Source organism: Streptomyces cucumeris, from assembly GCF_024295805.1.
In the GTDB taxonomy this organism is placed as follows: Bacteria; Actinomycetota; Actinomycetes; order Streptomycetales; family Streptomycetaceae; genus Streptomyces; species Streptomyces cucumeris.
Genome location: NZ_JANCLX010000022.1, coordinates 1 through 22,872, shown reverse-complemented (window position 1 = coordinate 22,872; position 22,872 = coordinate 1). Strand labels below are relative to the sequence as shown.

Annotated in this window: 20 protein-coding genes; 14 read left to right on the top strand and 6 right to left on the bottom strand. The window is 72.3% G+C overall.

The window, feature by feature from the left end; genetic code table 11:
* Positions 1–37: 37 nt before the first annotated feature.
* The 4 genes from NMK44_RS27540 to NMK44_RS27525 all read left to right on the top strand — a co-directional run bounded on the left by NMK44_RS27540 (position 38) and on the right by NMK44_RS27525 (position 6,179).
* Positions 38–2,431 carry a xanthine dehydrogenase family protein molybdopterin-binding subunit gene (locus NMK44_RS27540; protein ID WP_254747966.1) on the top strand — a complete coding sequence of 798 codons (2,394 nt, stop codon included), beginning with the start codon at positions 38–40 and terminating at the stop codon, positions 2,429–2,431.
* Positions 2,428–3,327, top strand: coding sequence for an FAD binding domain-containing protein (locus tag NMK44_RS27535; protein ID WP_254747964.1), 900 nt, complete (start codon positions 2,428–2,430; stop codon positions 3,325–3,327). The genes NMK44_RS27540 and NMK44_RS27535 overlap by 4 nt, the downstream gene beginning before the upstream one ends.
* The gene (locus NMK44_RS27530; RefSeq protein ID WP_254747962.1) at positions 3,324–3,863 is read left to right on the top strand and encodes a (2Fe-2S)-binding protein; all 540 of its coding nucleotides are present in this window, start codon (positions 3,324–3,326) and stop codon (positions 3,861–3,863) included. The genes NMK44_RS27535 and NMK44_RS27530 overlap by 4 nt, the downstream gene beginning before the upstream one ends.
* 84 nt (positions 3,864–3,947) lie before the next feature.
* Positions 3,948–6,179, top strand: a complete 2,232-nt coding sequence (locus tag NMK44_RS27525) for an ATP-binding SpoIIE family protein phosphatase (RefSeq protein WP_254747960.1) — start codon at positions 3,948–3,950, stop codon at positions 6,177–6,179.
* 21 nt (positions 6,180–6,200) lie between these two features.
* On the opposite strand, the gene NMK44_RS27520 is transcribed toward NMK44_RS27525, so the two are convergent.
* Positions 6,201–6,680: a hypothetical protein gene (locus tag NMK44_RS27520; protein ID WP_254747958.1), complete on the bottom strand. Its 480-nt coding sequence runs from the start codon at positions 6,678–6,680 to the stop codon at positions 6,201–6,203.
* Between the two features lie 82 nt (positions 6,681–6,762).
* Positions 6,763–7,644, bottom strand: coding sequence for a LysR family transcriptional regulator (locus tag NMK44_RS27515; protein ID WP_254747956.1), 882 nt, complete (start codon positions 7,642–7,644; stop codon positions 6,763–6,765).
* Between the two features lie 148 nt (positions 7,645–7,792).
* On the opposite strand from NMK44_RS27515, the gene NMK44_RS27510 reads away from it, so the two are divergent.
* Together NMK44_RS27510 and NMK44_RS27505 are read left to right on the top strand one after the other, a co-directional pair.
* Positions 7,793–8,827: an aldo/keto reductase gene (locus tag NMK44_RS27510; RefSeq protein ID WP_254747954.1), complete on the top strand. Its 1,035-nt coding sequence runs from the start codon at positions 7,793–7,795 to the stop codon at positions 8,825–8,827.
* 114 nt (positions 8,828–8,941) lie between these two features.
* Positions 8,942–9,922: an ADP-ribosylation family protein gene (locus tag NMK44_RS27505; RefSeq protein WP_254747952.1), complete on the top strand. Its 981-nt coding sequence runs from the start codon at positions 8,942–8,944 to the stop codon at positions 9,920–9,922.
* Between the two features lie 63 nt (positions 9,923–9,985).
* Here NMK44_RS27505 and NMK44_RS27500 read toward each other — a convergent pair whose 3' ends face one another.
* Together NMK44_RS27500 and NMK44_RS27495 are read right to left on the bottom strand one after the other, a co-directional pair.
* Complete coding sequence (locus NMK44_RS27500; RefSeq protein ID WP_254747950.1) at positions 9,986–11,335, bottom strand: diacylglycerol/lipid kinase family protein; 1,350 nt, start codon at positions 11,333–11,335, stop codon at positions 9,986–9,988.
* 180 nt (positions 11,336–11,515) lie between these two features.
* Positions 11,516–12,682 (bottom strand): ROK family transcriptional regulator, encoded by a 1,167-nt coding sequence (locus tag NMK44_RS27495; protein WP_254747948.1) that lies wholly within the window; start codon positions 12,680–12,682, stop codon positions 11,516–11,518.
* Between the two features lie 251 nt (positions 12,683–12,933).
* On the opposite strand from NMK44_RS27495, the gene NMK44_RS27490 reads away from it, so the two are divergent.
* The 5 genes from NMK44_RS27490 (at position 12,934) to NMK44_RS27470 (ending at position 17,191) form a co-directional block, all read left to right on the top strand.
* The gene (locus NMK44_RS27490; protein WP_254747945.1) at positions 12,934–13,944 is read left to right on the top strand and encodes a thiamine pyrophosphate-dependent enzyme; all 1,011 of its coding nucleotides are present in this window, start codon (positions 12,934–12,936) and stop codon (positions 13,942–13,944) included.
* 14 nt (positions 13,945–13,958) lie between these two features.
* Positions 13,959–14,897 carry a transketolase C-terminal domain-containing protein gene (locus tag NMK44_RS42460; RefSeq protein ID WP_254747943.1) on the top strand — a complete coding sequence of 313 codons (939 nt, stop codon included), beginning with the start codon at positions 13,959–13,961 and terminating at the stop codon, positions 14,895–14,897.
* A gap of 298 nt (positions 14,898–15,195) precedes the next feature.
* Positions 15,196–15,807, top strand: coding sequence for a hypothetical protein (locus NMK44_RS27480; protein ID WP_254747941.1), 612 nt, complete (start codon positions 15,196–15,198; stop codon positions 15,805–15,807).
* Positions 15,808–15,879: 72 nt separating this feature from the next.
* Entirely contained in the window at positions 15,880–16,485 is a 606-nt protein-coding gene (locus NMK44_RS27475; RefSeq protein ID WP_254747939.1) for a hypothetical protein, read from the top strand.
* Positions 16,486–16,576: 91 nt separating this feature from the next.
* Entirely contained in the window at positions 16,577–17,191 is a 615-nt protein-coding gene (locus NMK44_RS27470) for a hypothetical protein (protein WP_254747937.1), read from the top strand.
* Positions 17,192–17,268: 77 nt separating this feature from the next.
* On the opposite strand, the gene NMK44_RS27465 is transcribed toward NMK44_RS27470, so the two are convergent.
* Positions 17,269–18,600 (bottom strand): phosphatase PAP2 family protein, encoded by a 1,332-nt coding sequence (locus NMK44_RS27465; protein ID WP_254748135.1) that lies wholly within the window; start codon positions 18,598–18,600, stop codon positions 17,269–17,271.
* A 656-nt stretch (positions 18,601–19,256) separates the two neighbouring features.
* Here NMK44_RS27465 and NMK44_RS27460 point away from each other — a divergent pair.
* On the top strand, positions 19,257–20,099 hold the full coding sequence (locus NMK44_RS27460; RefSeq protein WP_254747935.1) for a hypothetical protein: 843 nt from the start codon (positions 19,257–19,259) through the stop codon (positions 20,097–20,099).
* A 342-nt stretch (positions 20,100–20,441) separates the two neighbouring features.
* The gene (locus NMK44_RS27455) at positions 20,442–21,485 is read left to right on the top strand and encodes a hypothetical protein (RefSeq protein WP_254747933.1); all 1,044 of its coding nucleotides are present in this window, start codon (positions 20,442–20,444) and stop codon (positions 21,483–21,485) included.
* Positions 21,486–21,505: 20 nt separating this feature from the next.
* On the opposite strand, the gene NMK44_RS27450 is transcribed toward NMK44_RS27455, so the two are convergent.
* Positions 21,506–21,919 (bottom strand): DUF1398 family protein, encoded by a 414-nt coding sequence (locus tag NMK44_RS27450; protein ID WP_254747931.1) that lies wholly within the window; start codon positions 21,917–21,919, stop codon positions 21,506–21,508.
* 96 nt (positions 21,920–22,015) lie between these two features.
* On the opposite strand from NMK44_RS27450, the gene NMK44_RS27445 reads away from it, so the two are divergent.
* Entirely contained in the window at positions 22,016–22,486 is a 471-nt protein-coding gene (locus tag NMK44_RS27445) for a MarR family winged helix-turn-helix transcriptional regulator (protein ID WP_254747929.1), read from the top strand.
* The last annotated feature ends 386 nt before the right edge of the window (positions 22,487–22,872 follow it).

Genomic DNA, 22,872 nt, shown 5'->3' with positions numbered 1-22,872 from the left:
GAAGGCGAAGCCTCCCCACCGGGACACCGGGTGCGGCGTGGGTGCCGGTCGCCCGCGGCGGGAGGATGCCCGCCACCTCGCGGGACACGGGCGCTTCCTCGCCGATGTGGCCCTCCCCGGGACGCGGAACGTGGCGGTGGTGCGCAGCCCGGTGCCGCACGGTGCGCTGCGCTCGGTGCGCGCGCCGGACGGGGTGTCCGGCACCGATGTGTGGACCGCCGCCGATCTGGCCCCGCTGGCGCGACCGCTGGTGGCCACCGCCGCGCTGCCCGGTTTCCGGACCGCTCCCCTGCCGCTCCTCGCCGTGGACACCGTGCGCTACGTCGGTGAGCCGATCGCGCTGGCGCTCGGCGACACCCGGGCCGAGGCGGAGGACCTCGCCCGGCGGATCACCGTGGACATCGAGGAGTTGCCCCCGGTGGTCGGCCATCGGGCCGCGCTGGCCGAGGGCGCTCCACGGGTACACCGGGAGTGGCCGGACAACATCTATGCCACCACCTCCGTCACAGCGGGTGATGTGGACGCCGCGGCGCGGCGGGCGGCGGTCTCGCTCACCCGCGAGTACACCGTGGGCCGTCAGTCGCCGCTGCCGCTGGAGACCCGGGGGGTGCTCGCCCACCACGACCGCGCGGAGGACCAGTTGGTGGTGTGGACGTCCACCCAGACACCGGATCTGGTCCGGGACGCCATCGCCGAGCTGCTCGGCCTGCCGGGCAACCGGGTACGGGTCATCGTGCCGGACGTCGGCGGCGGGTTCGGGGCGAAGTGCACGGTCTACCCGGAGGAGATCGCGCTCGCGGCCGTGGCGACCCGGCTGGACCACCCGGTCCGCTGGGTCGAGGACCGCGCGGAGGCGATGGTGGCCACCACCCAGGGCCGGGACCACCACTACCGGCTCACCGGACACGCGGCGGCCGACGGCGAACTGCTCGCGCTCGAGGCCGACATCGTGGTCGACGCCGGGGCGTACTCGGTGCACCCGTGGACGGCCACCATGGACGCCTCGATGGCCTCGGCGATGATCCCCGGGCCGTACCGGGTGCGCGACTACCGCTGTACCGCGCGCAGCGTGGCCACCCACTCCACCCCGCTGGGGCCGTGCCGCGGGGTGGCCCGTCCGGCCGCCTGCTTCGGCATCGAGCGCCTGATCGACGATCTGGCCCATGAGCTGGGGATCGAGCCGTATGTGATGCGGACCCGCGCCATGGTGGGACCGCGGTCCATGCCGTACACGTCGGTCGCCCACAAGGTGTACGACAGCGGCGACTACCCCGAGGCGGTGCGCCGGGTGAGCCGGCTCATCGGCCACCAGGAGGTGCGGGCGCGGCAGCGGGCCACGGATCCCGGCTCACGCACCCGGATCGGTGTGGGGTACGGCTCGTTCACCGAGCAGACCGCACACGGCTGTCTGGAGTGGGCCTCCCGAGGTCTCGCGGTCACCTTCGGTGTAGAGAGCGCCCGGCTGGTCATGGACGCCACGGGCAGTCTGACGCTGGGCGTCGGGGTGCAGTCCCAGGGCCAGGGGCACGAGACCACCCTGGCGCAGGTGGTGGCCGAGGTGCTGGACATCGCACCGGAGCGGGTCGCGGTGCGCCAGGGCGACACCGCGTACCTGCCGCGCGGGGACGGCACCTTCGCCTCGCGCACGATGGTGATGGCGGGCGGGGCGGCGTACGGGGCCGCGAACCTGCTGGCACAGCGGCTCCGGAGCGTCGCGGCGGTGCTGCTGGACGAACCGCCGGACCGGCTGCGCTTCGAGGGCGGCTCGATCGTGGGGGACCGCGGCGGTCGCACCCTGACGGCACTGGCCCGGGAGTTCTGTCTGACGCCCGACCACGTCCCGGGTGCCGACGGCGGCCTCGACGTCACCTTCACCTACCGCCCCGAGGTGCAGACCGGTGCGTTCACCTACGGTACGCACGCCGCCGTGGTGCGGGTGGACCTGGACACCGGCGAGGTGGAACTGCTCGACTACGCCGTCGTGGAGGACTGCGGCACGGTGGTCAATCCGCTGGTCGTCGAGGGGCAGACCATCGGTGGCACCGTACAGGGGATCGGCACCGCGCTCATGGAGGAGCTCCCCCGCGACAGCGGCGGCCTACCCGCCGTGACCACGCTCGGCGCCTATCGCGTGCCCCGGGCGCCCGATGTGCCCCGGATCCGGATCGAGCAGCTGCACACCCCGTCGCCGCACACCGTCCTCGGGATGAAGGGCGTGGGCGAGAGCGGGGCCATCCCGCCCCCCGCCGCGATCGGCAACGCGATCACCGACGCGCTGCGGGAGTTCGGCGCGCGGATGGACCGGACCCCGATGACGGCCGCCCGGGTGTGGGCCGCCCTCGACCGGGCGGCGGCGTCCGGACCGTCGCGCGCACCGGCCGTCGCCGGGGCGCGGACGGACGCTCCCGGTGGCGGGGCGGTACCCCGATGAAACCGGCGGAGTTCGGCTACCACCGGCCGTGTGAGGTGTCCGAGGCGGTGGCGCTGCTGGCCGGTCTGGGCGACGGCGCCCGGGTGCTGGGCGGCGGACAGAGCCTGATGCCGGAGCTGAACGCCCGGCGGATCACCCCGGTGCACCTGGTGGACATCACCGGTATCGGCTCCCTGCGCGGCGCCCGGCGGGTCGCCGGGGGTGTGCGCTACGGGGCGGCCACCACCCATCGGATGGTCGAGGACGGACTGGTCCCCGACGCGGGCGGCGGACTGCTCGCCCGGGCCGCGGCGGGCATCGGCCACCGGGCCGTGCGCACCCGCGGCACCCTGGGCGGCAGCCTCGCGTACGCGGATCCGGCGGCCGAGTGGCCCGTGGTGTTCGCCGCGCTGGACGCCACCGTGGAGGTGTGCGGAGCACGGGGTGTCCGCTCGCTTCCCGCCCGTGAGCTGCCGCGGGGCGCGTTCCGCAGCGGTCTGGCGACCGACGAGATCGTCGTGGCCGTCGAGGTGCGCAGCCTGCCGCAGGGACGCTGGTGGGGGCTGCACAAGACGGCCGGTACGGCAGGTGCGTACGCCTCCTCGCTCGCGGTGGTCCTGTTCGACACCGACGCGCGCGGGAGGCTGGAGCAGGTGGCGCTCTGGCTCGGCGCGGCGCGGGAGACACCCGTCCGGCTGCCCGCCACCGAGCTGCTGCTCACCGGACGGTCCGCGGCGGGGCTGGATGTGGCGGCGGTCCTGCCCGGCGTCGCCCAGGACCTCGGCACCGTCGACGCGGCGCCGGACGACGCGGCCCGCCACGGCTTGCGCGTCCACGCGGCCACGGTGTGCCGGGCGCTGGCCCGCGCCGCGCCGGTGGTCAGCGCGGCCGCCGGCGAGGGGGCGGGTGCACCGTGAACGAGGTGTCTCCGCGGCTGAGGGTCAACGGTGCCGAGCACACCGTGACCGTTCCCGCGCGGACCAGCCTCGCCGATCTGCTGCGCGACCGCCTGGGACTGACCGGCACCCACCTCGGCTGCGAGGAGGGGGTGTGCGGGGCGTGCACCGTACTGGTCGACGGGCTGCCCGTACGGGGCTGTCTGACCCTGGCGGCGACCTGCGACGGGGCCGAGGTGGTCACCGTCGAGGGGCTGACCGGGGCGGACGCCGACCGGCTGCGGGCCGCGTTCTCCCGCGAAGGGGCCCTTCAGTGCGGTTTCTGCACACCGGGGATGCTGATCACGGCGTACGACCTGGTGCGCCGCCGGGCGGCGGGCTCCCCGGAGGAGATCCGCGCCGGCCTCGGCGGCAATCTCTGCCGCTGCACCGGCTACCAGGCCCTCGTGCGCGCCATCGCCTCGGCCGCGGGAGAGAGCGCCGGGGAGCCGGGGACGCGGGGCGGTGCGGAGCCGGGGACGAGGACCGGGGAGTCCCACCCCCGCGACCGCGCGTGACCCGCTGTATACCTGTAAAGAGGACAGTATTCGCCACAGCGGGCAAATGTTCCGGGAGACCGCCAGGAATCGTCGAGTGCCACGATGCAGGAGCGCCACCACAGCCGACCAGAGGCGACCGGGTCCGACACCGGTCGCGTCACATCGGTGTTCGCCCAGGCGCTCCAGCAGGCGGCCCGCGAGCTGAGGGCCACCGCGGCGATCGTGGTGCTCCCCGTCGACGACGGGCGCAGTCTGGCCTCGGCGGTGGTGGTGGGCCGCCCTCTGTCGATCTTCACCACCATCGAGCGGATGCCGGTGACCGCCCGCCTGGCCTCCGCCACCGCTCACCGCACCGGCCGCCAGTACGTGTCCACGTTCACCGAGTTCGACAGCGCGGCCCCGTCCCGGTTCGACGTCACGATGCCGTTCCCGTACACGGTGGCCTCCACCCCGATCCGGTCCCCGGACATCGGGTACGGGGTGCTGACCGTCATCTGGGCTCCCCCGCTCGGGCCGCGGACGCTGCAGCCCGATGAACTGGACCGCTGCGAGAAGATCGCCGATGATCTGGCGCGGGAGCTGGCGCAGTCCGGGTTCGCCTCCCCGCCGCGCACCGCCCTGCCGATGCCCCAGTTCCTCCAGGCCCTGCCGGACCGGGTGGGCCAGGAGTGGGCGCCGGAGTCCGCCAACATCACCTTCCTGTACCAGATCTACAAGCTGGCGTCCTGGCTCAACCGCGCGGTGCGCGGCCAGCAGGTGCTGGATGTCGTGGCGTCCCGGATCATGGAGCCCTTCGGTGCCCGTGGGATGGCCGTCTCGGTCGAACAGGACGGTCAGGCCACCCTGCTGGGCTACAGCGGCTATCCGCGGACCGTCGCGCACGCGCTGGCGGGAGCCCCGCCGCCCTCGCCCGATGACGACACCCCCGGGATGAACCCGCTGTCCGTGACGGCCCCGACGTTCCTGGAGTCCGAACGGGCCCTGGTGGCGGCCCGGTTCGACGGTGCCTCCCAGGACGTCCGGGCGTGCGCCCTGCTCCCTCTGATCAGCGGTGGTCTGCGCGCGGGCACCCTGGCACTGGGCTTCGACGGCCCCCGCCACTTCTCGGCCGAGGAGCGGTCGACCCTGGTCACGATGGCGGATCTGGTGGCCCAGGCCGTGGAGCGCGCGGTCCACTTCGAGAACGAGCACCGGCTCGCCCGCGAACTGCAACAGGGGCTGCTGCCCGCCCGGCTCCCCCACCGCGAGGACCTCGACATCGCCACCCGGTACGTGACGGCCACCGCGGGCACCGCGGTGGGCGGCGACTGGTACGACGTGCTGACCCTCCCCGACGGCAACGTGGGGCTGGTCATGGGGGACGTCGAGGGTCACAACCCCAACGCGGCGGCGTGCATGGGCCAGTTGCGCAGCGCGGTGCGCGCGTACGCGGCCGAGGGCCACCGTCCCGCGGCCCTGCTGGAGCGCACCAACCGGATCCTCACCGAGCTGGACACCGAGCTGTTCGCCACCTGCTGCTGCGTCTGGCTCGACCTGGACGTGGGCACGGCCGAGATCTCCAGCGCGGGCCATCCGGCGCCGCTGCTGTGCCATCCGGACCACGGCGTGGTGGTGCCCGAGATGTCGGTCGGGCTGCCGCTGGGGGTCGCGCCCGACACCGTCTACCAGTCGATGGAACAACCGCTGCCGGACGGCACCCTGCTGGCGCTGTACACCGACGGACTGGTGCACTCCCGGACCGTGGACCTCGGCAACGCCGGTGAGGTGCTCGGCGAGACCCTGGCGGCCACCGGGGACGAGCGGCTGGAGGACCTGGCCACCCGCGTCATCGAGAGCACCGAGGCCCATCGGGCGCGCGGTGACGACGCGGCGCTGCTGCTGGCCCGTTACGCGGGGGTGCTGCCCGGTTCACGCCAGCACGTCAGCCGGGTCTTCGTCCAGCGGCACGACCTCCGCTCGGTGGGCAACGTCCGGGAGTTCCTGCGCCACTACGCCCACAGCAGGGGCTGGGACGAGATCACGGCGGATCTGGAGCTGATCGCCACCGAGGTGGTCACCAACGCCCTGATGCACGCGGACAGCGAGGTGGACGTACGGCTGCGCGAGTACTCCGACCGGCTGCGGGTGGAGGTGCTGGATTCCGATCCCCGGCCGCCGATGCCCGCGCCGATCACCGTCTCGGACTCCGTGCAGGACAGCTCCGAGCACGGGCGCGGTCTGGTGATCGTGGAGGCCCTGGCCGCCGCGTGGGGCAACAGCCCCAGTGGCCGCGGCAAGTCGGTGTGGTTCGAACTGCCCCTCCCCGGCGGGACCCGGCCGCCCGCCGGCGTATGAGCCCGGCGCCGCGGTCGCCCGTCAGGTGGTGTGCAGGGCGAGTTTGAACTCGGCGAACACCAGCCTGCGCGCGGTGCGGTCATCATGCCCGACCATCAGGGCGAGCGGGACCCCAGGATGGACGAAGATCTCATGGTGTTTGGTGAAGCACTGCATCCCGGGGCTCGGCGGCCGGTGGTCGGTGGCCGTCGAATCGGCGCCCGTCGACAGGTTCAGCGGATCGCGGACGAAGCGGTCCCGCAGCTCGCCGTACCGCCCCTTCTCCCACTGGATCATGGCGGTCAGCGCGCCCCAGCCGTCCGCCGACGGCCAGATGAGCCCCGAGCGGTCGTCGGAGCGCCACTTGCTCACCGTGTACCCGTCCGGCTGCCGGGCCGGATGCATATTGTCCGGGTCGTGGGACTCCTCGCGGCCGTAGGGGAACCGCACCATGTGGTACCTGCCGTCGGCGGGAACGAGTTGCGGCACATCGACGATCAGCGAACAGATCCGCACGGCCACGACGCCTCCTGGAAGGGGAGTTGTGGACAGTGTGCGAGCGGATCTCCTGACTGTCCATCAATCCGGCGCCGTCGACGGAGCGTCAGCGGCCCAGGTAGGTCAGCAGCTCACGCGCGGCCGGGCTCGGCCGGTCACCGGCGGGGACGGCCACGGACACCTGCCAGCGCCATGCCGCGTCGGGCCCCTCGTCCACCGGTACCGCGCACAGCTCCGCCGCCTGTTCCTTGCGGGCGATCGGCCGAGGGACGACCGCGATCCCGAGCCCGTGGCCCACCAGCTCGATGAGGGTGTGCACGTCGTACACCTCCAGGGCGACCCGGCGCGGTGTGCGGCAGTCGGCGAAGGCCCGGTCGGTCAGCCGCCGGGCGCCCCAGTCGGGGTGGAAGTCCACGAAGGTCTCGTCCGCCAGCTCGTCCCACTTCACCCGGGAGGCACCCGCCAGCCGGTGGCCCGGATCGCAGAGCAGCACCATCGGCTCACTGTCCAGCGGCAGCAGACGGGCGCCGTCCGGGGGCGGGCCGGGAAGGGTCACGAAGGCCATGTCCAGCCGTCCGTCGACCACGTCGTCCATCAGCAGGGCCGAGCCCGCCTGGCGCAGCCGGACCTCCACATCGGCGTGCTGGGCGCGGAAGCGCGCCAGCAGCGCTCCGACGTCGACCGTGACGCACTGCTCGACCCCGACCGCCAGACTGCCCCGCAGCAACCCCTGCACCTCGGCCACCGCCTCCCGGGCGGCCCGTGCCCCGGCCAGCGTGCGGGTGGCCTCCACCAGCAGGGCGCGCCCGGCTCCGGTGAGCTCCACGCTGCGGGTGGTGCGGACGAACAGCGGAGCGCCGAGCTCCCGCTCCAGCGCGCGCACCGAGGCCGAGAGCCCCGACTGGGAGACCATCATCCGGTGGGCCGCCTTGGTGAAATGCCGCTCCTCGGCGACGGCCACGAAGTACTCGAGCTGCCGGAGTTCCATGATTGAGAAGTGTAGTCGCTTAATCCGTCCGCTTTCTTCTCTTGGACAGATGGGTGGGGTACGGCCCAGCATGGAACCCGGCCGCCGGGCCCGGCCGCGCCCCCGCTCAGCCCACCTCAGCTCATCTCTCATCCAAGGAGTACCGACCGTGGAGTACCGCACCCTCGGCCGCAGTGGTTGCAGTGTCTCGACGCTCGCGCTCGGCACCATGACCTTCGGCGCCGAGTCCGACGAGTCCTGCGCCTTCGCCCAGCTCGACCGCTTCGTGGAAGCCGGCGGCACGCTCATCGACACCGCCGACGTCTACACCGCGGGCGCGGCCGAGGAGATCATCGGCCGCTGGCTGGCCGCCCGTCCCGCCGATATCCGCGACCGGGTCACCATCGCCACCAAGGGGCGTTTCCCGATGGGCACCGGCCCCAATGACGCGGGGCTGTCCCGCGGCCATCTGGACCGCGCCCTCAACGCCTCGCTGCGCCGCCTCGGCGTCGAGACCGTCGATCTGTACCAGGTGCACTCCTGGGACCCGCTGACGCCGGTCGAGGAGACACTGCGCTTCCTGGACGACGCCGTACGGCAGGGCCGGATCCACTACGTGGGGCTGTCCAACTTCACCGGCTGGCAGCTCCAGAAGGCCGTGGACGTGGCCGACTTCCGGGGGCTGACCCGGCCGGTGACCCTCCAGCCGCAGTACAGCCTGCTCTCCCGGGAGATCGAATGGGAGATCACCCCGGCCTGTGCGTCCGAGGGGCTGGGCCTGCTGCCGTGGAGTCCGCTCGGCGGCGGCTGGCTGACCGGCAAGTACCGCCGCGACACCCGCCCCAGCGGGGCCACCCGGCTGGGCGAGAACCCCGAGCGGGGCACCGAGGCGTACGACCGGCGCAGCCGGGTCGACCGCACCTGGGACGTGGTGCACACGGTGCGGGCGGTGGCCGAGGAGCGGGACGTCTCGATGGCGCAGGTGGCCCTGGCCTGGGTACTGGCCCGTCCCGGGGTGAGCTCGGTGATCCTGGGCGCACGCACCCTGGAGCAGCTCGAGGACAACCTCGGCGCCGCCGGACTCCAGCTATCCGAGGGCGAGTTGGCACGTCTCGACGAGGTCAGCGACCCGGGCGCGGCGGACTATCCGTACGGCGCCCCGGGGGTGGAGCAGCGCAGCCGCGCGGTGGCGGGCACCCGTTGACACCCGCCGGACCGGGGCCTGCGGACCGGCCCTCGGGACCGGTCCGCTAGCCTCGTCCGGCGTCGCCGGCGCCCGTCGGTGGCGCCGGTTGTCGATGCATGCGGGGGTTGACCGATGTCCGGGGAGCGGATGCCGTACGAGCGGCGGCGGACGGCCGTCGCCGACCGGGTGCTGCGGGAGTGGGGACTCACCCTGCCCGAGTCCTTCTTCCGGTTCTGGACGTTCCTGGAAGGGCTCGGACCCGTCGAGCGGCAGGCGTTCGCGGACCTGGACCTGGCGGTGGCCGGGGTGACCGACCTGTGCGCCGATCCGGGGCTCCCGCCGCGCGACGGTGTGGATGTACGGGTGCACGGGCGCTACTACCGCGACCCTCCGGAGTTCCTCACCTTCCTGCACGGCGGCTCGGACGGACTCCACTACGGGCTGTGGTCCGACGACGGCCGCGCCTGCGACGGCGTCGCCTCCTACTACACCCACGACGGCGGCGGGATCGACCGCAGGTGGCGGACCCCGCTGGAGGCGCTGCGCGCCCGGCTCGAACGCCACTGGCGGGACCTGGAGGACGACGACGCGGAGCCGGAGTACCTGGCCGCGCGGAGGACGGGGCTGGAGCGGCTGCGGGACGCGCTGACCGCCCTGGAGACCGGGGACCGCCGCGAGGTGGGTCTCGCGTACAGCGACGCCCATGACAGCGGTCCGCCACCGGAGGATCCGGACCGGATCACCACTCTGGACTCCGGGGGCGCGCTGGTGGCGGGCCGGACCGCACTGGACCGGCCACCCCACGGGGGCGCCGACGAGTACCGGTTCGCACGCTATGTGTACGGACTGTTCGACGATGCCGCGGCGGTGGCGGACTGCGTGGCGGACGCGCTGCGGTGGTGCGCGGACGGCGATCCGGCGGAGGCGCTGGTGCTGGGCCGGGACCTGCACTGGGCCTCGGCCGGGGACCGGGTCCGGGAGGCACAGGCGAACACCCTCCTGGTGGCCGCGTACCGCGCGCTGGGCCGCACCTCACTGCTGGAGATCGCCGAAGCACACCACCGCCACCGGGACCTGCCGCGCGTGGACGTGCTGGACACCGGCGGGGTGTGAGGGCACGGCGTCGGAGGTGCGGTCAGGGACACGGCCACCGCATACGGTGGTCCGGCCGCCGGTTCAGCGGTGGGCGCCGCCGTGCGCGGCCGCGGTCCGCCCCATGGTCAGCGCCAGATGCCGCACCCGCCGCCAGTCCATCGGCGGCTTGCCGGACGGGGTGCCGGGGCGGTGGCGGGGCAGCCGCAGACGCAGGGCGCGCGGTGCCACACGGCACCGCACGGGGGCCGGCAGCGTCAGCGCCTCACCGTCCACCCCGACCTGGACGGTGGGGGCATCGGCGTCCACGACCACCTCATGGGCGGTCAGCGAGGCCAGCCCGGGGGCGTGGCGGCCGCGCAGCATCCCGGCCGCCTGTGCCGCGGTGTCCACGGTGACGGCCAGCACCCCCAGCGCACCGGAGTCCAGCCGCTCCCGGCGCCCGAGCCCCGCCGGATCGCCCATCCGGTACGGATTGTTGCTCACCAGCACGGCCTGTGGCCCCTCGACGGACCGGTCCCGCACCCGGACGGTCAGCCGCGGCCCGGTGTCATGGGTGAGCAGGTCCGGCAGCAGATCGAGGGTGGTGCGGAGCTTGTCGTCACGGTAGGCGGGGCTCTGGACCACGGAGGCGTAGGCGCCGAAGGAAGCGTTGTTCACGAACGGGCGGTCCCCGATGAAGCCCAGGTCGGCGCGGAGTTCCACCCCGTCGGTGAGCGCGTCCAGACATGCGGCGGGGTCGTCCCGGTCCAGTCCGAGGTCCATGGCGAAGTGGTTGCGGGTCCCGGCGGAGATCACCACGAAGGGGAGTCCGCGCTCCGCCGCCACCCCCGCCACCAGCGCCTGGGTGCCGTCCCCTGCCGCCACTCCGAGCAGATCGGCGCCCGCGTCGGCGGCCCGCCGCGCCAGTTCGGCCACATCGCTCGGCTGGTCCGGGTCCAGGACCATCACGTCGGCGCCCAGCGCCTCCGCCTTCTCCACCAGGTGGAAGGCGGCCACCTTCCCGCCACCCGAACGCGGGTTCATGATGAGGAAGGGCCGCGCCGGCGGAGCGGCCCGGCGTTCCGCGCCGCGGTCCGGCCCGCTGTCCGCGGCGAGCGCGGCCCGGCCGGTGGACACGGCCACCGCCCACAGCGCGAGCGAGACGAGCACCACCCACAGCAGTCCGGCGAGCGCGTAGAGGACGACGACCGTCACCGGGGCGGCGACGGCCAGCGCGAGGGCGAGCACCCGCAGCAGCGCGCGGTGCACCAGGGCCCACCACACACCGGCGGCGGTGAGCACCATCCCGGCCACACCCACCGCGATCAGGAGCACACTGCTGAGTCCGGCGAAGAGCAGGAGGACCAGCACCGCCGCCGCGCCCGCCACCACCGCCAACCGCGCGCTCCAGCGCGGGGCCACCGGACCTCCCGCGCCCACAGCCATGTCCATCGGACCTCCCGGGCGGCCCGCCCCGGCACATCCCGGTACGGCGCCCCGGGCGAGGTACGCCCGTACGGCATGCGCCCGGAAGCCGAGGTGCCGCTCCTCCCAGCACACACCCGGTGCCGGGGACGCGCATCATTTCCGGGTGCCCGGCCCGTTCCGGCGGCGCGAGGACGTCCGCGTGGCTCAGCCGGGTGCGGAGGGTGGCCGTGAGGCCAGCGGTCCGCCGACCCCGAGGTCGCGGACGTGGTCCAGGGCGAGGCGGACCGCGCCCAGCACCACCGCCCGCTCGCCCAGCGGCGAGACCAGGATCTCCGGGGCGCGCAGGGCGCGCCGGGTGAGCTCACGCCGCAGCGGGGCGGTCACCGTCTCCGGCTGGCCGGCGAAGCCGCCGGTCAGCACGAGGAGCTGCGGATCGAGGGTGAGCACCAGGGCCGCGGTGCCGATGCCCAGGTGCCGGGCGTAGGCGCGCACCGTGTCCACCGCGGAACGGTCCCCCGCGCGGGCGGCGGTGAACACATCCACCGGCTCGCCCGCGGTGGTGTCCGGCACCGCGGGGCGCCACTCCCGCACCCGGCGCCGTGCCCGCTCCCAGCCCGCGGCGGGCAGCGCGCCGATCTGTCCGGCCGCGTTGCCGAAGCCACGGTGCACCGCACCGCCGATGATCAGCCCCGCCCCGGTGGTGGATCCCGCGTACAGACAGACGGCGTGCTGCGCGTGGTGTGCCGCGCCGCGCCAGCCCTCGGCCAGGGCGGCCAGGTTGCCCAGGGTGTCCACCAGAACGGTGCCGGGAACCGTGCGTTCGAGGTGGGCGCGCAGATCGACGCCCGTCCAGTCCGGCAGTTCATCGCAGACGGACACCTGTCCGTCGGTGCCGACGAGTCCCGGGGTGGCCACCCCGGTGGCCCAGATGGCACCGGGTCCCAGCTCCGTGGTGGCCGCGGCCCTCGCCTGCCGTGTCACCTCGTCGACGGCGGCCAGCCGGGCGGCGCGGTCCGCTGCGGCATCGACCGCGACCCGCGCGCTGTGCGCCACGGTGCCGTCGAGGTCGGCCACCATCGCGGCCACGTGCCGTTCGCCCACCTCCACGCCCAGCACCCGTCCGGCGTCGGCGCGGAAGCGGTAGCGGCGGGCGGGACGGCCGACCGTCCCTGCGGTGCGCTCGGCCTCGGCCACCCAGCCCTGTTCGGTCAGTTGCCGTACGACGTCGTCGGTGGAGGCGCGGGAGAGGCCGGTGCGGCGGGAGATCTCCGTCAGGGTCAGCGGCGGTTCACCGCGCAGTACACGTACGACGGCACGCGCGTTCAGCTGACGGAGCCGGGACAGATCACCCCCGCGCGCTTCCTCGGCCATGTTCCCCTACCGGTCGGTATCGAGAGATCGATAGTAGTCGAGCGCGACGGCCCGCAGCGCCGCGACCGCCCGCGGAGCACGGAGCGGCCGCCGCCGACAACTAGGGAAATCCATCGGGGCCCACCCACCGATCTTCTGGAATGCTCAACGCGATCCGTGGCCGCGCCCCGTTCCGGCGGGCGCGTTCGCGGCAGGTCCACCCGACCGTCCGCCAGGGAGACCGTCCGCCAGGCGAAGAGAGTGGCAACCACGTGCAGACAGCTTCCGGCCGCGGCCCGAGCCGCGCCCTCGAGCGACGACTCCCCCTGCTGCGCCTGATGATGCGGGTCCGGCTGTACGAGGCGAAGGCCGCGGCACTGCGGGACCGGGGGCTGGCACCCGCACTCGAACCCCTCCCCCACTGCGGGGAGTCGGTGGTGGTGGGGGTCATCGCGGCGATGCGCGACGAGGACAGGGTGACCTCGGTGTCCTCCGGCCACGCCGCGCTGATCGCCAAGAACACACGCCCGGACCGGCTGTGGGCCGGAGTCCTGGGCCGCCCGGCGGGCTGCGCGCGGGGCCACGGGCTGCTGGCCCACTTCTTCGACACCAGCCACGGCCTGGTGGGCGCCAACGGACTCGCCGAACAGGCGCTGGTGACGGCGGTCGGCACCGCCTGGGCCGACCAGGAGGCGGACCGCGACCACATCACCGTGGTCCTGTGCGACACCCATCTCTCCCCCGGCTGGTACGAGGCGACCCTGATGGCCCAGGAGATGCGGCTGCCGGTCCTCTTCGTCCGGCAGCACCGGCCCGCCGGTGCGGGCGCGCCGAACACGCCCGGACCGGCGTCGTACGGCGGGCTGCGGGCGATGCGGGACGGGCCGGTGGACGCGGGCGATGTCCTGGAGGTGCACCGGGCGGCCGAGAGCGCGGTGCGGCGGGTGCGCGGTGGCGAGGGGCCGGGGCTGCTGGAAGTCCACCTCCCGACCGCGGACCGCTCGCCGGCCGGCGGGCCGGCCGTGAGCGGCGACGGCGCACCGGCCGCCGATGACCCCCTCGTCCGGGATCCGATCGCCGAACTGGCGCGGCAGTTGATCGGCGAAGGGGTGCTGACCCGCTCCGATGTGGAACGGCTGCGGGGCGAGGAGGCGGCCACCGTGGACGGCTGGCTGGGCGGGAACGACACCGGCCACCGGTCCGACGGGGACACCGGCTCCCGCCCCGGCACCCCGGTCACCGGTTCCACCGCCCCGCCGGGGGATGTCGGACGAGCGCGGTGAGAGCGGCCGGAGAGGTGTTCCCTCCCCCCGCGGGGGTGTGGGAGGGGCTGCGCGCCGCGATGGCCGACGATCCCTCCGTCGTGGCCGTCCGCCCGGCGGCTCTCTCACCGGGCGCCACCGGGGACCCGGGCTTGCGGGCCCTGGCCGAGGTGGTCGGCACGCGGCGGGTCCGGGTCCTGCCGGGCCCGGCCGGGACGGTGGCCGCGGTGTGCGCCGCCGCCGCGGCGGCCGGGCTGCGCCCGGTGCTGGACCTCACCGGCCATGAATCCACCGCCGTCCTGGGGCCGCTGGCCCATACCGCGGCGGTGAGTGCCGCCTCCGCCGCCGCACCGCCGGTGGTGTTCGTGGTGGACGACTGGGGCGGACCGCCCGGGTCGCAGCCGCTGCACTCGCTGCTGGCCCCGATGACCGGGCTCACCACGGTCCTGCCCTCGGACGGCCATGACGCCGCGGGGCTGACGCTCGCCGCCGTACGGTCCCCGGGGCCGGTGGTGGTGGCGCGGAGCGCGGCCGCGGACCACGTGCCGTCACGGGCGGGCCCCGCGGCGGAGATTCCGCTGGGGGTCGCCGCGGTGCGGCGTGCGGGGACGGACGTGTCCGTGGTGGCGGTCGGTCCGCTCGTCCCGGTGGCGCTGCGGGCGGCGGCCCGTCTGGCCGAGGAGGGCGTGTCGGTGGAGGTGGTCGATCCGCGCACCGTGGTGCCGCTCGACCTGGACACCGTACTGGGTTCGGCCGTCCGCACCGGCCGTCTGGTGGTGTGCGACGACGCGCCCGCGCCGGGCTCGGTGGCCGGTGAGATCGTCGCCGCCGCCACCGTGGTGCACTCCGCGCTGAAGGCGCCACCACTGCGGCTCACCCGCGGGGAGCCCCTGGGGGGCGACGCCGAGGGGAACGACGCGGTGACGGAGTGGGACGTCCGGGCGGCCATCCGGCTGACCCTGCACGCCGGTTGAGGGCTTTTCACCTCCGGGGCAGGCACTCTCCGCCACCGTGACGCCGGTACCGAATCACAAAAACTCGACGTGAATAGGTGTCGCGAGCCAGGGCAATTGGGTCGTTTCTGACGGTGCCACTCACAACGGCCGGGAGAGCACGCCCCGGCCGTCACTGGTGTCCAGTTCCACTGGAGTGCATCATTATTCTCCCGCTGCCGTCGCAGCCGTGCGTTTCCTCGGCCCGACCGTACGCAGGAGCGCGGCCCGGAGCGCCGGGAGCGAGCACCGAAGTTGCCCTCGTACAGGAGAGGTTCCTATGACCGCACGAGCACGACGTGGCCGGATCGCGGTGGCCGCGGCGGCCGGGATCGCCGGGGTGATGTGCACCGCGGGGGCTCCGGCCGCCATGGCCGGTGAGTCCTCCGGTTCCGCCGGCCGGCACTGCCTGGCCGACGCGGACGACGGCCGGTTGCGGTGCTTCGCCACCTTCGCCGAGGTGATGGAGCACGCCACGGGGGGCCGCGTCACCGACGCGCCCGCCGATCCGGCGACCGCCGTACGCTCCGCGGCCTTCCAGAAGAAGGTGAACGCCGACGGGGAGGAGCTGCCCGAGGCGGCCACCAACCGGGTCGTCCAGCCCAGCGATGTCGTCATCGGGACGTTCTTCACACAGAAGCGCTACGGAGGCGCCTCGCTCACCCTCTGGGGCGCCCGTCCGTGCGGGGACCACGACAAGGAGGTCTTCTACTGGAACCTCGACGACAAGTGGAAGAACAAGATCTCCTCCGTGCAGCCCTGGGCCAACTGCCGGATCCAGCTCCACCCGCAGCCCGATCTCGCCGGTGGGGTCGAGGGACCGTACACGGAGAACACCATCGATGTGGGCGCCTCGGCCGACAACCGGGCCCAGTCGGTCAGCTTCAGGTAGCCGGATGTCCGCGGCCCCCGGCCGGGGTCCGCGGGATCGCCCCGGCGCTCCCGGATAGGAGATCAACGCACGATGTTCCGCAACCGTGCCCGCGCCGCCGGATTCCTGGCGGCGGCGGCCGTGGTGGGCAGCCTGACCGGTATGCCGACCGCGCAGGCCGATGAACGGCCGTCCGACCAGGAACTCCTGGAGAAGTGCGGCAACGGCACCAAGACCTGCGTCTTCCACCCCGGCGGACAGCCCGACGAGTTCACCGGGAAACGGCATCAGGTGGGTGACTTCGCCTACAACTGCACCAGCCGCAAACAGCGGTCGAGCCTCTCCTGGTCCGACACCACCGGGGAGACCAACAGCGTCGGGCTCTCCATGAGCGCGACGTTCGGCATCATCTTCAAGACGACGGTGACCACGTCCTTCGAACACGCCTGGATGAGCTCGCACACCGAGACCCAGACCACCAACGTGGACGTCCGCCCCGGTGAGGTGGGCTGGATCACCCGCGCGCCCAGGATGCAGTCGGTCGAGGGCACCTACGAGCTGGTCTTCAAGAAGCGGTACAAGGGCCACTACTACTGGTACGTCCCGTTCACGGCCACCGGCCCCACGGGGGTCAGCAACAAGTCGCAGCTCACCCGGCCCATGACGGCCAAGGAGAAGGCCAGGTACTGCGACGGGTGACGCGGGCGGACCGCCCGGACGGGCGGAGACCAGCGCGGCGGCCACGAGGCCGCACCGATCGACTCCGCACCCATGAAGGAGAACACCAACCATGTTCCGCAACCGGGCCCGCGGGGCCGGTTTCCTGGCGGTGGCAGCCGCCGTGGGCAGCCTGACGGCCATGCCCACCGCCCGGGCCGATGACCGGCCGAGCGACAAGGAACTGCTCGACCAGTGCAACAACGGCACGAGGTCCTGTGTGTTCCACCCCGGCGGACAGCCCGACATCTTCCCCGGGGACAGACAGCACGTGGGCGACTTCGCCTACAACTGCACCAAGGACCCCCAGCTGTCCAGCATCACATGGACGGACACCACGGGGTCGAGCAACTCCGTCGGGGTCGCCATCCGCGCGGAGTACAAGTTCGCTGAGGTCTTCACGGGCAGTGTGGAGACCTCCTTCAAGCACACCTGGACCAGTGAGCACTCCGAGACGGCGACCACGATGGTGGACGTCCCGCCCGGCGAGGTCGGCTGGGTCACCCGTGAACCGCAGATGCAGCGGGTGAAGGGAACCTACGAGCTGGTCTTCAAGAAGCGGTACAAGGGCCACTACTACTGGTACGTCCCCTTCGAGGCCACCGGCCCCGTAGCGGACATGCCAAGCTCCAGGACACAGCACACCCGCAGGATGACCGCGCGGGAAAAGGCCGAGAACTGCGGGTAGCACCCTGCAAAGAAGATGGTTCTGAAATGACGATGGTCCTGCCCGTCACCGAATGACGGGCAGGACCTCGTATGTGCTCAGACCATTTCGGGCTGCGGTTCCGGTTGCAGCGCCGGCGCGGCCTTCGGTTCCCATTGTCTGGTGGTCCGTATATAGCCGTGGATCACGGAGAGCATCGCCAGGATGAGAAGCGGCCCGAACACCCACGGATGCCTGGCCATCTCCAGCGGCAGAAAGCGGTACGCCACCAGGAGTGCGGCGAATACCGCCGCGCCGTGGACGACCAACTGGATTGCCGACCGGTCCCAGCCGCGGTCGAACGCACGCAGCGCCGCTTCGATCGTGAGTGTGAACACCACTCCCGCAACAAGATCGACGCCGTAGTGGTACCCGAATCCCAGCGTCGCGGTGAGCGTCGCGATCAGCCAGAACGTCCCCGCGATACGCAGCGCCCGCGGGCCCTTGCGGGAATGGATGAAAATCGCGGTGGCCCAGGCCGTGTGCAGGCTGGGCATGCAGTTACGAGGGGTGATTCCGTCGTAGATCATCGAGTGCGGGACATTCACCGGCGGCGGTGTGTTCGGCCACAGATTGAGCAGCGCCCACTCCGGGCCGCCGGTACCGGAGGCACCCGGACCGTAGGCGAAGACCGGTCCGACCACCGGGAAGATCATGTAGACGGCCGGCCCCAGGAGACCGATCACCAGGAACGTGCGCACCAGATGATGGACCGGGAAGCGGCGCTCGGTCGCCACATGGCGGAGCTGGTACATCGCGACGGCTACCGCGGCCACCGCGAGCTGGGCGTAGATGACGTCGAGCACATGATTGCCGACCGGCCCCGAAGCCTCGACGATCCGGCCCACCACCCACGACGGGTTGCCCAGCGCGTGATCGGCGGTCGCCACGTACTGATCGAGCACCATGGGACGGGTCTTCGCGGTGATGAACAGCCAGATGTCGCCGATCTTGCGGCCGGCCACCAGCGCCAGGCCCAGCCCGACGCCCTTGAGCAGCAGGGCGCGTTCCGCACCCGTGCGACGGGTGACGGCGATGACCGCACAGCCCAGCATCACCCACAGCGCACCGGTCCCGAAGGGGTGTCCGCCGGTCGCCGGTGCGTCGAGCACCCACCGCACCAGCAGGATGACGGCATCGATCCCGACCGCGACACCCGCACCGATGAGCCGTTGCCGCCAGGTGAGCACCACCATCATCAGCGCCATCCCGCCGTACAGCAGGAAGCCCGACTTGGGCGGGAATATCACCTCTCGCACCTGACTGACGAGCGGCCCCGTCACACCGAGGCGGCGCGCGGTGATCTCCAGCGCGATGAGGAACCCGAGGAACACCACACTCGCCGCGGTCCACAGTATGACTCGTGGTCGGCGCCATGCGGCGAACGTCATTCTGCCATTAATTCGCGAAAACACCCGCGATGCTCTAGATATCAATTGTTTGGCCGATTTGTTAGGGATGTCTAAATAGGTCACTCTTCGTGCCGGATGGTGCGGATTTCCGGTGAAGGGCGTCGATGAGGGCGCTCGTCGTAGCTTCGATCATGCTATCGGAGTGGTACGGGACTCTCGACGCCCGGCGGGCATGCGTTACCGGCCCACCGAAGCCCGGCGTGCATATATGAGGACGCACGGGAGCGCGGGCGAGTTGCCCATGTGAGCTATACCACTCACTCTTCCGGGGGTTGGCGTGCGCCCCGGCATCCCCCGCCGGTGCACACGGTCGCGCCGACCCGGCTGCCCTTGACGCGGACCTGGCGAAAACGGAACCGGCGAAAAACCCCGGGACGGTCATTTCTCTTCGCACTCCGCCGGGCCGTTCTTTTCTGCGCTAGGGGAAATCCCTAGCGAACCCTTGCGTCGACACCCGCCCTTTCCCTGTGGCAGGGTTGCTCTCACCCTCGAGTCCGTGGACCACGTCAGTGTGCGCATTCCCGGTGTGATGCGAATCCGCTTCCCGGATGCCTTTCATGACGCGGCACCGATGCGACACGGATACCTTCTCGTTTTCACCTGAAATGTTTTCAACGAATAGGCGGTAGTGACTCATGGCACGGAAATTCGGCATCGGAACGGCCGCGGTGATCGCGGTGGCCGCGATGGGCCTCTCCGCCTGCAGCAGTGACAGCGGTGACGACAGCAAGAAGGACGACAAGGTCGCGTCCGACAAGACATCCGCCGGCGACAAGGGCAATGGCGGCGGTGGCGACAAGGAGGACGGGGGCGGCGGCACCGGCGCCCCCAACGGCATCGAGAAGCTGAGCGGACCGGAGATCGCACGGAAGAGCGGTGAGGCCCTCTCGTCGGTGAGGTCGATGCGTCTCAAGACCGTCGGCGCCGAGGAGCAGGGCTCGACCGACCTGATGACGGACACCTCGGGCAACTGCCTGGGCACGAGCAGCCTCAAGGGCCTCGATTTCCGCATCATCAAGAAGGGCGAGCAGGTCTGGGTGAAGCCCGGGGACGCCTACTGGACCGACCAGGAGGGAAAGCAGGTGCTCGCCAAGGAACCACGGGCCAAGGGCAAGTACTTCCAGGGCGAGCTCAAGTCCTCCCTCACCCTGGGGCTGACGGCCGCGCTCTGCCAGGCCCAGCCGGACACGATGTCCAAGAGCCTGCTCTCCGCGAAGCAGGTGACCAAGGGGGCACCGACCACCGTCGGCGGGAAGAAGGTCGTGCCGATCACGTTCGCCATGTCCGGTGAGAAGCCGTCCACCGTTCACATCGCCACCGAGGGCAAGCCCTACCCGGTGAGCCTGACCGACAAGAACGGCCTCCAGGGCCGCCTGGAACTGTCGGGCTTCGGCGTGCACTTCACCGTGAAGCCCCCCTCGGCGGCGGAGTCGATCGATGTCTCCAAGGTCGAGGGCCCCTACCCCTCCACCGGCTGAGGCGCCGGGCAGCCCACCGGAGCCCGCCCCGATGCGCGACGGCATCCGGGCGTGCGCGGGGCGCCTCGCCGGCACGGACCGGTGGGGCGCCTTCGTGCTGCCGGGACTCCTAGTCGTTCCACAGATGGATCACGACGAACACACCGAAGAGAACCAGTTCGGCGATGAGCCCGGCGATCAGCCCGAGGCGCAGCATCGCGGCTCACCACCCTTTCTCCCGGAGATGCGTCCCGCACACTCATCAGCATGTCCAATCCGAACATTCCGGACATCAGTGACTGTCCCTAGTCACCCCGGGTCCGGCGCGCCCCACGGCGGGACCGGCCCGCCTAGGGTTCCCGTATGACGAGAACCACCCCGCCACGCCCGCTCGATGTCGCGAAGCTGTACCCCGGGCTGGCCGCCCATCGCGGTACGACCACCCGGCTGCATCCACGGCCCGGCACACCGGGGGTGGCGGACAGTTCCGTGGGCGGGCCGCTGCTGTGGCCGGTGGACGAGCCGTGGCCGGTGTGCACCGAACCGCACCCCCGGGCGCACGGCAGGCGCCCGGTGGACATCCACCGCGCACGGCGGATCCTCGGGGACGCGTGGGCGCGCGACCCCGCTTCCGGACCCACGGACGAGGAGCGGGAGTTGCTGACGGAGCTCGAACGCGAGCACCGCGTCGCGGATCTCGCCGACACCGATCCGCTGCCGATGCTGGGCGTGGCACAGCTGTACCGGCGGGATGTCCCCGATCTGCGCCCGGGTCCGGAGGACCACGATCTGCTCCAGGTGTTCTGGTGCCCGTTCGACCGTCATGGCCGCACCGGGTACGGCATGTCGGTGCGGCTGGTGTGGCGGCGGTCGTGGGAGGTCACCGAGGTGCTGAGCACACCGCCCCGGCCGGAGGTGGTGGGGTACGAGGGGTATGTGGCGGAGCCGTGTGTCCTGCATCCCGAGCAGGTGGTCACCTACCCGTTCGCCGGAACGCTGCCCGAGGAGCTGTGCGCCCGGATCGACGCCGCCGAGGAGGCCCTGGAGGAGGCGGCGGAGGCGGCGTACGAGGAGACCGGCGAGGAGCCGGTCGACGAGCCCGGGTACCAGTACGACCTGTCGATACCTCCCGGCTGGCGCGCCGGAGGGTTCGCGTCCTGGCATCTGACGGACCCCGCCCGGATGGACTGCGCGTCCTGTGCGACACCGATGGAGCTGCTGCTGACCGTCGACAGTTCGGAATGGGACGGCGGCAGCCGGAGCTGGATCCCGCTGGAGGAGCACGAGCTCCCCCGGGGGTCGCGGTCGGCGACGCCGACCGAGGTGACCGTGGGCCGGTGGGGTGAGCTGAACATCTTCGCCTGTCCCGGCGATCCCGGCCATCCGCACCGCTGGAGCATCCAGTAGGGACCGGGCGCCGGCGGCGGTCAGATCTCGACGGCCGGGTAGTCCTCGGTGTACGAGTCGCCGTCGGCGCCGTAGTACACACAGCTCCGCCCGGGCAGATCCACGTCGTACCAGACCACACCGGCGCGCCAGCACCCCTGGACGAACTCGGGGAACGTGGTCTCCCCCGCCTGGTCGGCGCGGAGGGCTGCGATCAGCGCCTCGCGGTCGAAGGGGGCCACATCGGCGGTGCCGGTGAGCAGCGGCTCACCCTGGACGACCACGTTTCCGGCGTCGGTGAGGTACAGCATCGCGTTGGACGGCACCGCCATCCGGCACCGGGACACCCCGGCCCGGCGCAGGGATTCGGCGAGGTAGGGGAAGCCGCCGACGCGGGGACGGAGGGCGGCGCCGCGCTCCAGGGCGGCGTGGAGGGTGCTGACGGCCGTGCTCATCGCTCTTCTCTCCTGTGGCATGGGGTGGGGTGGATGCGGAGCGGATACGCCCCGGCTAGGATGACAACAGATTTACACACAGACAACGTGTTGTCAATGAAGAGAATCGAGGAGGACGGCATGTCCGACGAGATGGCCCTGCTGGTCGCGGACGTCTACGAGGCCGCGGGGCTGCTGCGGCGGAGCGGCGAGGCGATCGCCGCGACCGAGGGGCAGACCCAGGCGCGCTGGCAACTGCTCAGCGTGGCCTCCGGAGAACCGCTGACCGTGCCCCAGGCCGCCCGCCGGCTGGGCATCGCCCGGCAGGGGGTGCAGCGGGTCGCCCATGACCTGGTCGGCGAGGAGCTGGCGGCCTTCGAGGCCAATCCGGACCACAAGGGCTCACCGCTGCTGGTCCTCACCCCCGCCGGACGGCACACCCTGGAGAGGATCACGGCGCGGGCCACCGCGGTCCACGAGGAGCTGGCCGGGGACATCCGGCCGGACGAGATCGGCGCGGCCCGGGAACTGCTGCGCCGTGTCATCGACCGGGTGCGCGGCCACGAGGAGGCGCGGGAGGCCCGCTGACCGGAGCGCGAGCCGCGCGGTGTCACACCGCCGGTCACTAGGGCGTGTCCGCAAAGTCCCGCCGGGCCCGCGACGCCTGGCACGCATGCTCGCTGCGTTGTCGGGATCATCCGAGTAGGCCCGCCCCCAGACTCCGTCCGGGGGTACCCCCGCGAGGACGACCCTCCGCCTTGCGATCGCACGCTCCCCCGGCTACCGCCGGGAGGTGCCCCCTGACGCCGCAGGCTGATCCGACGCGACATTGCGGACACGCCCTAGGTGTATTGATCACGAGCGTTGTTGACACTGGCGGGCCTTGAACATGGCGAAGACCTCCGATGTGGTGGAGCTGTCTAGGAACACACCGCACGGAGGTCTTCGTGTCCCACCGTAATGCCCGGCTGACC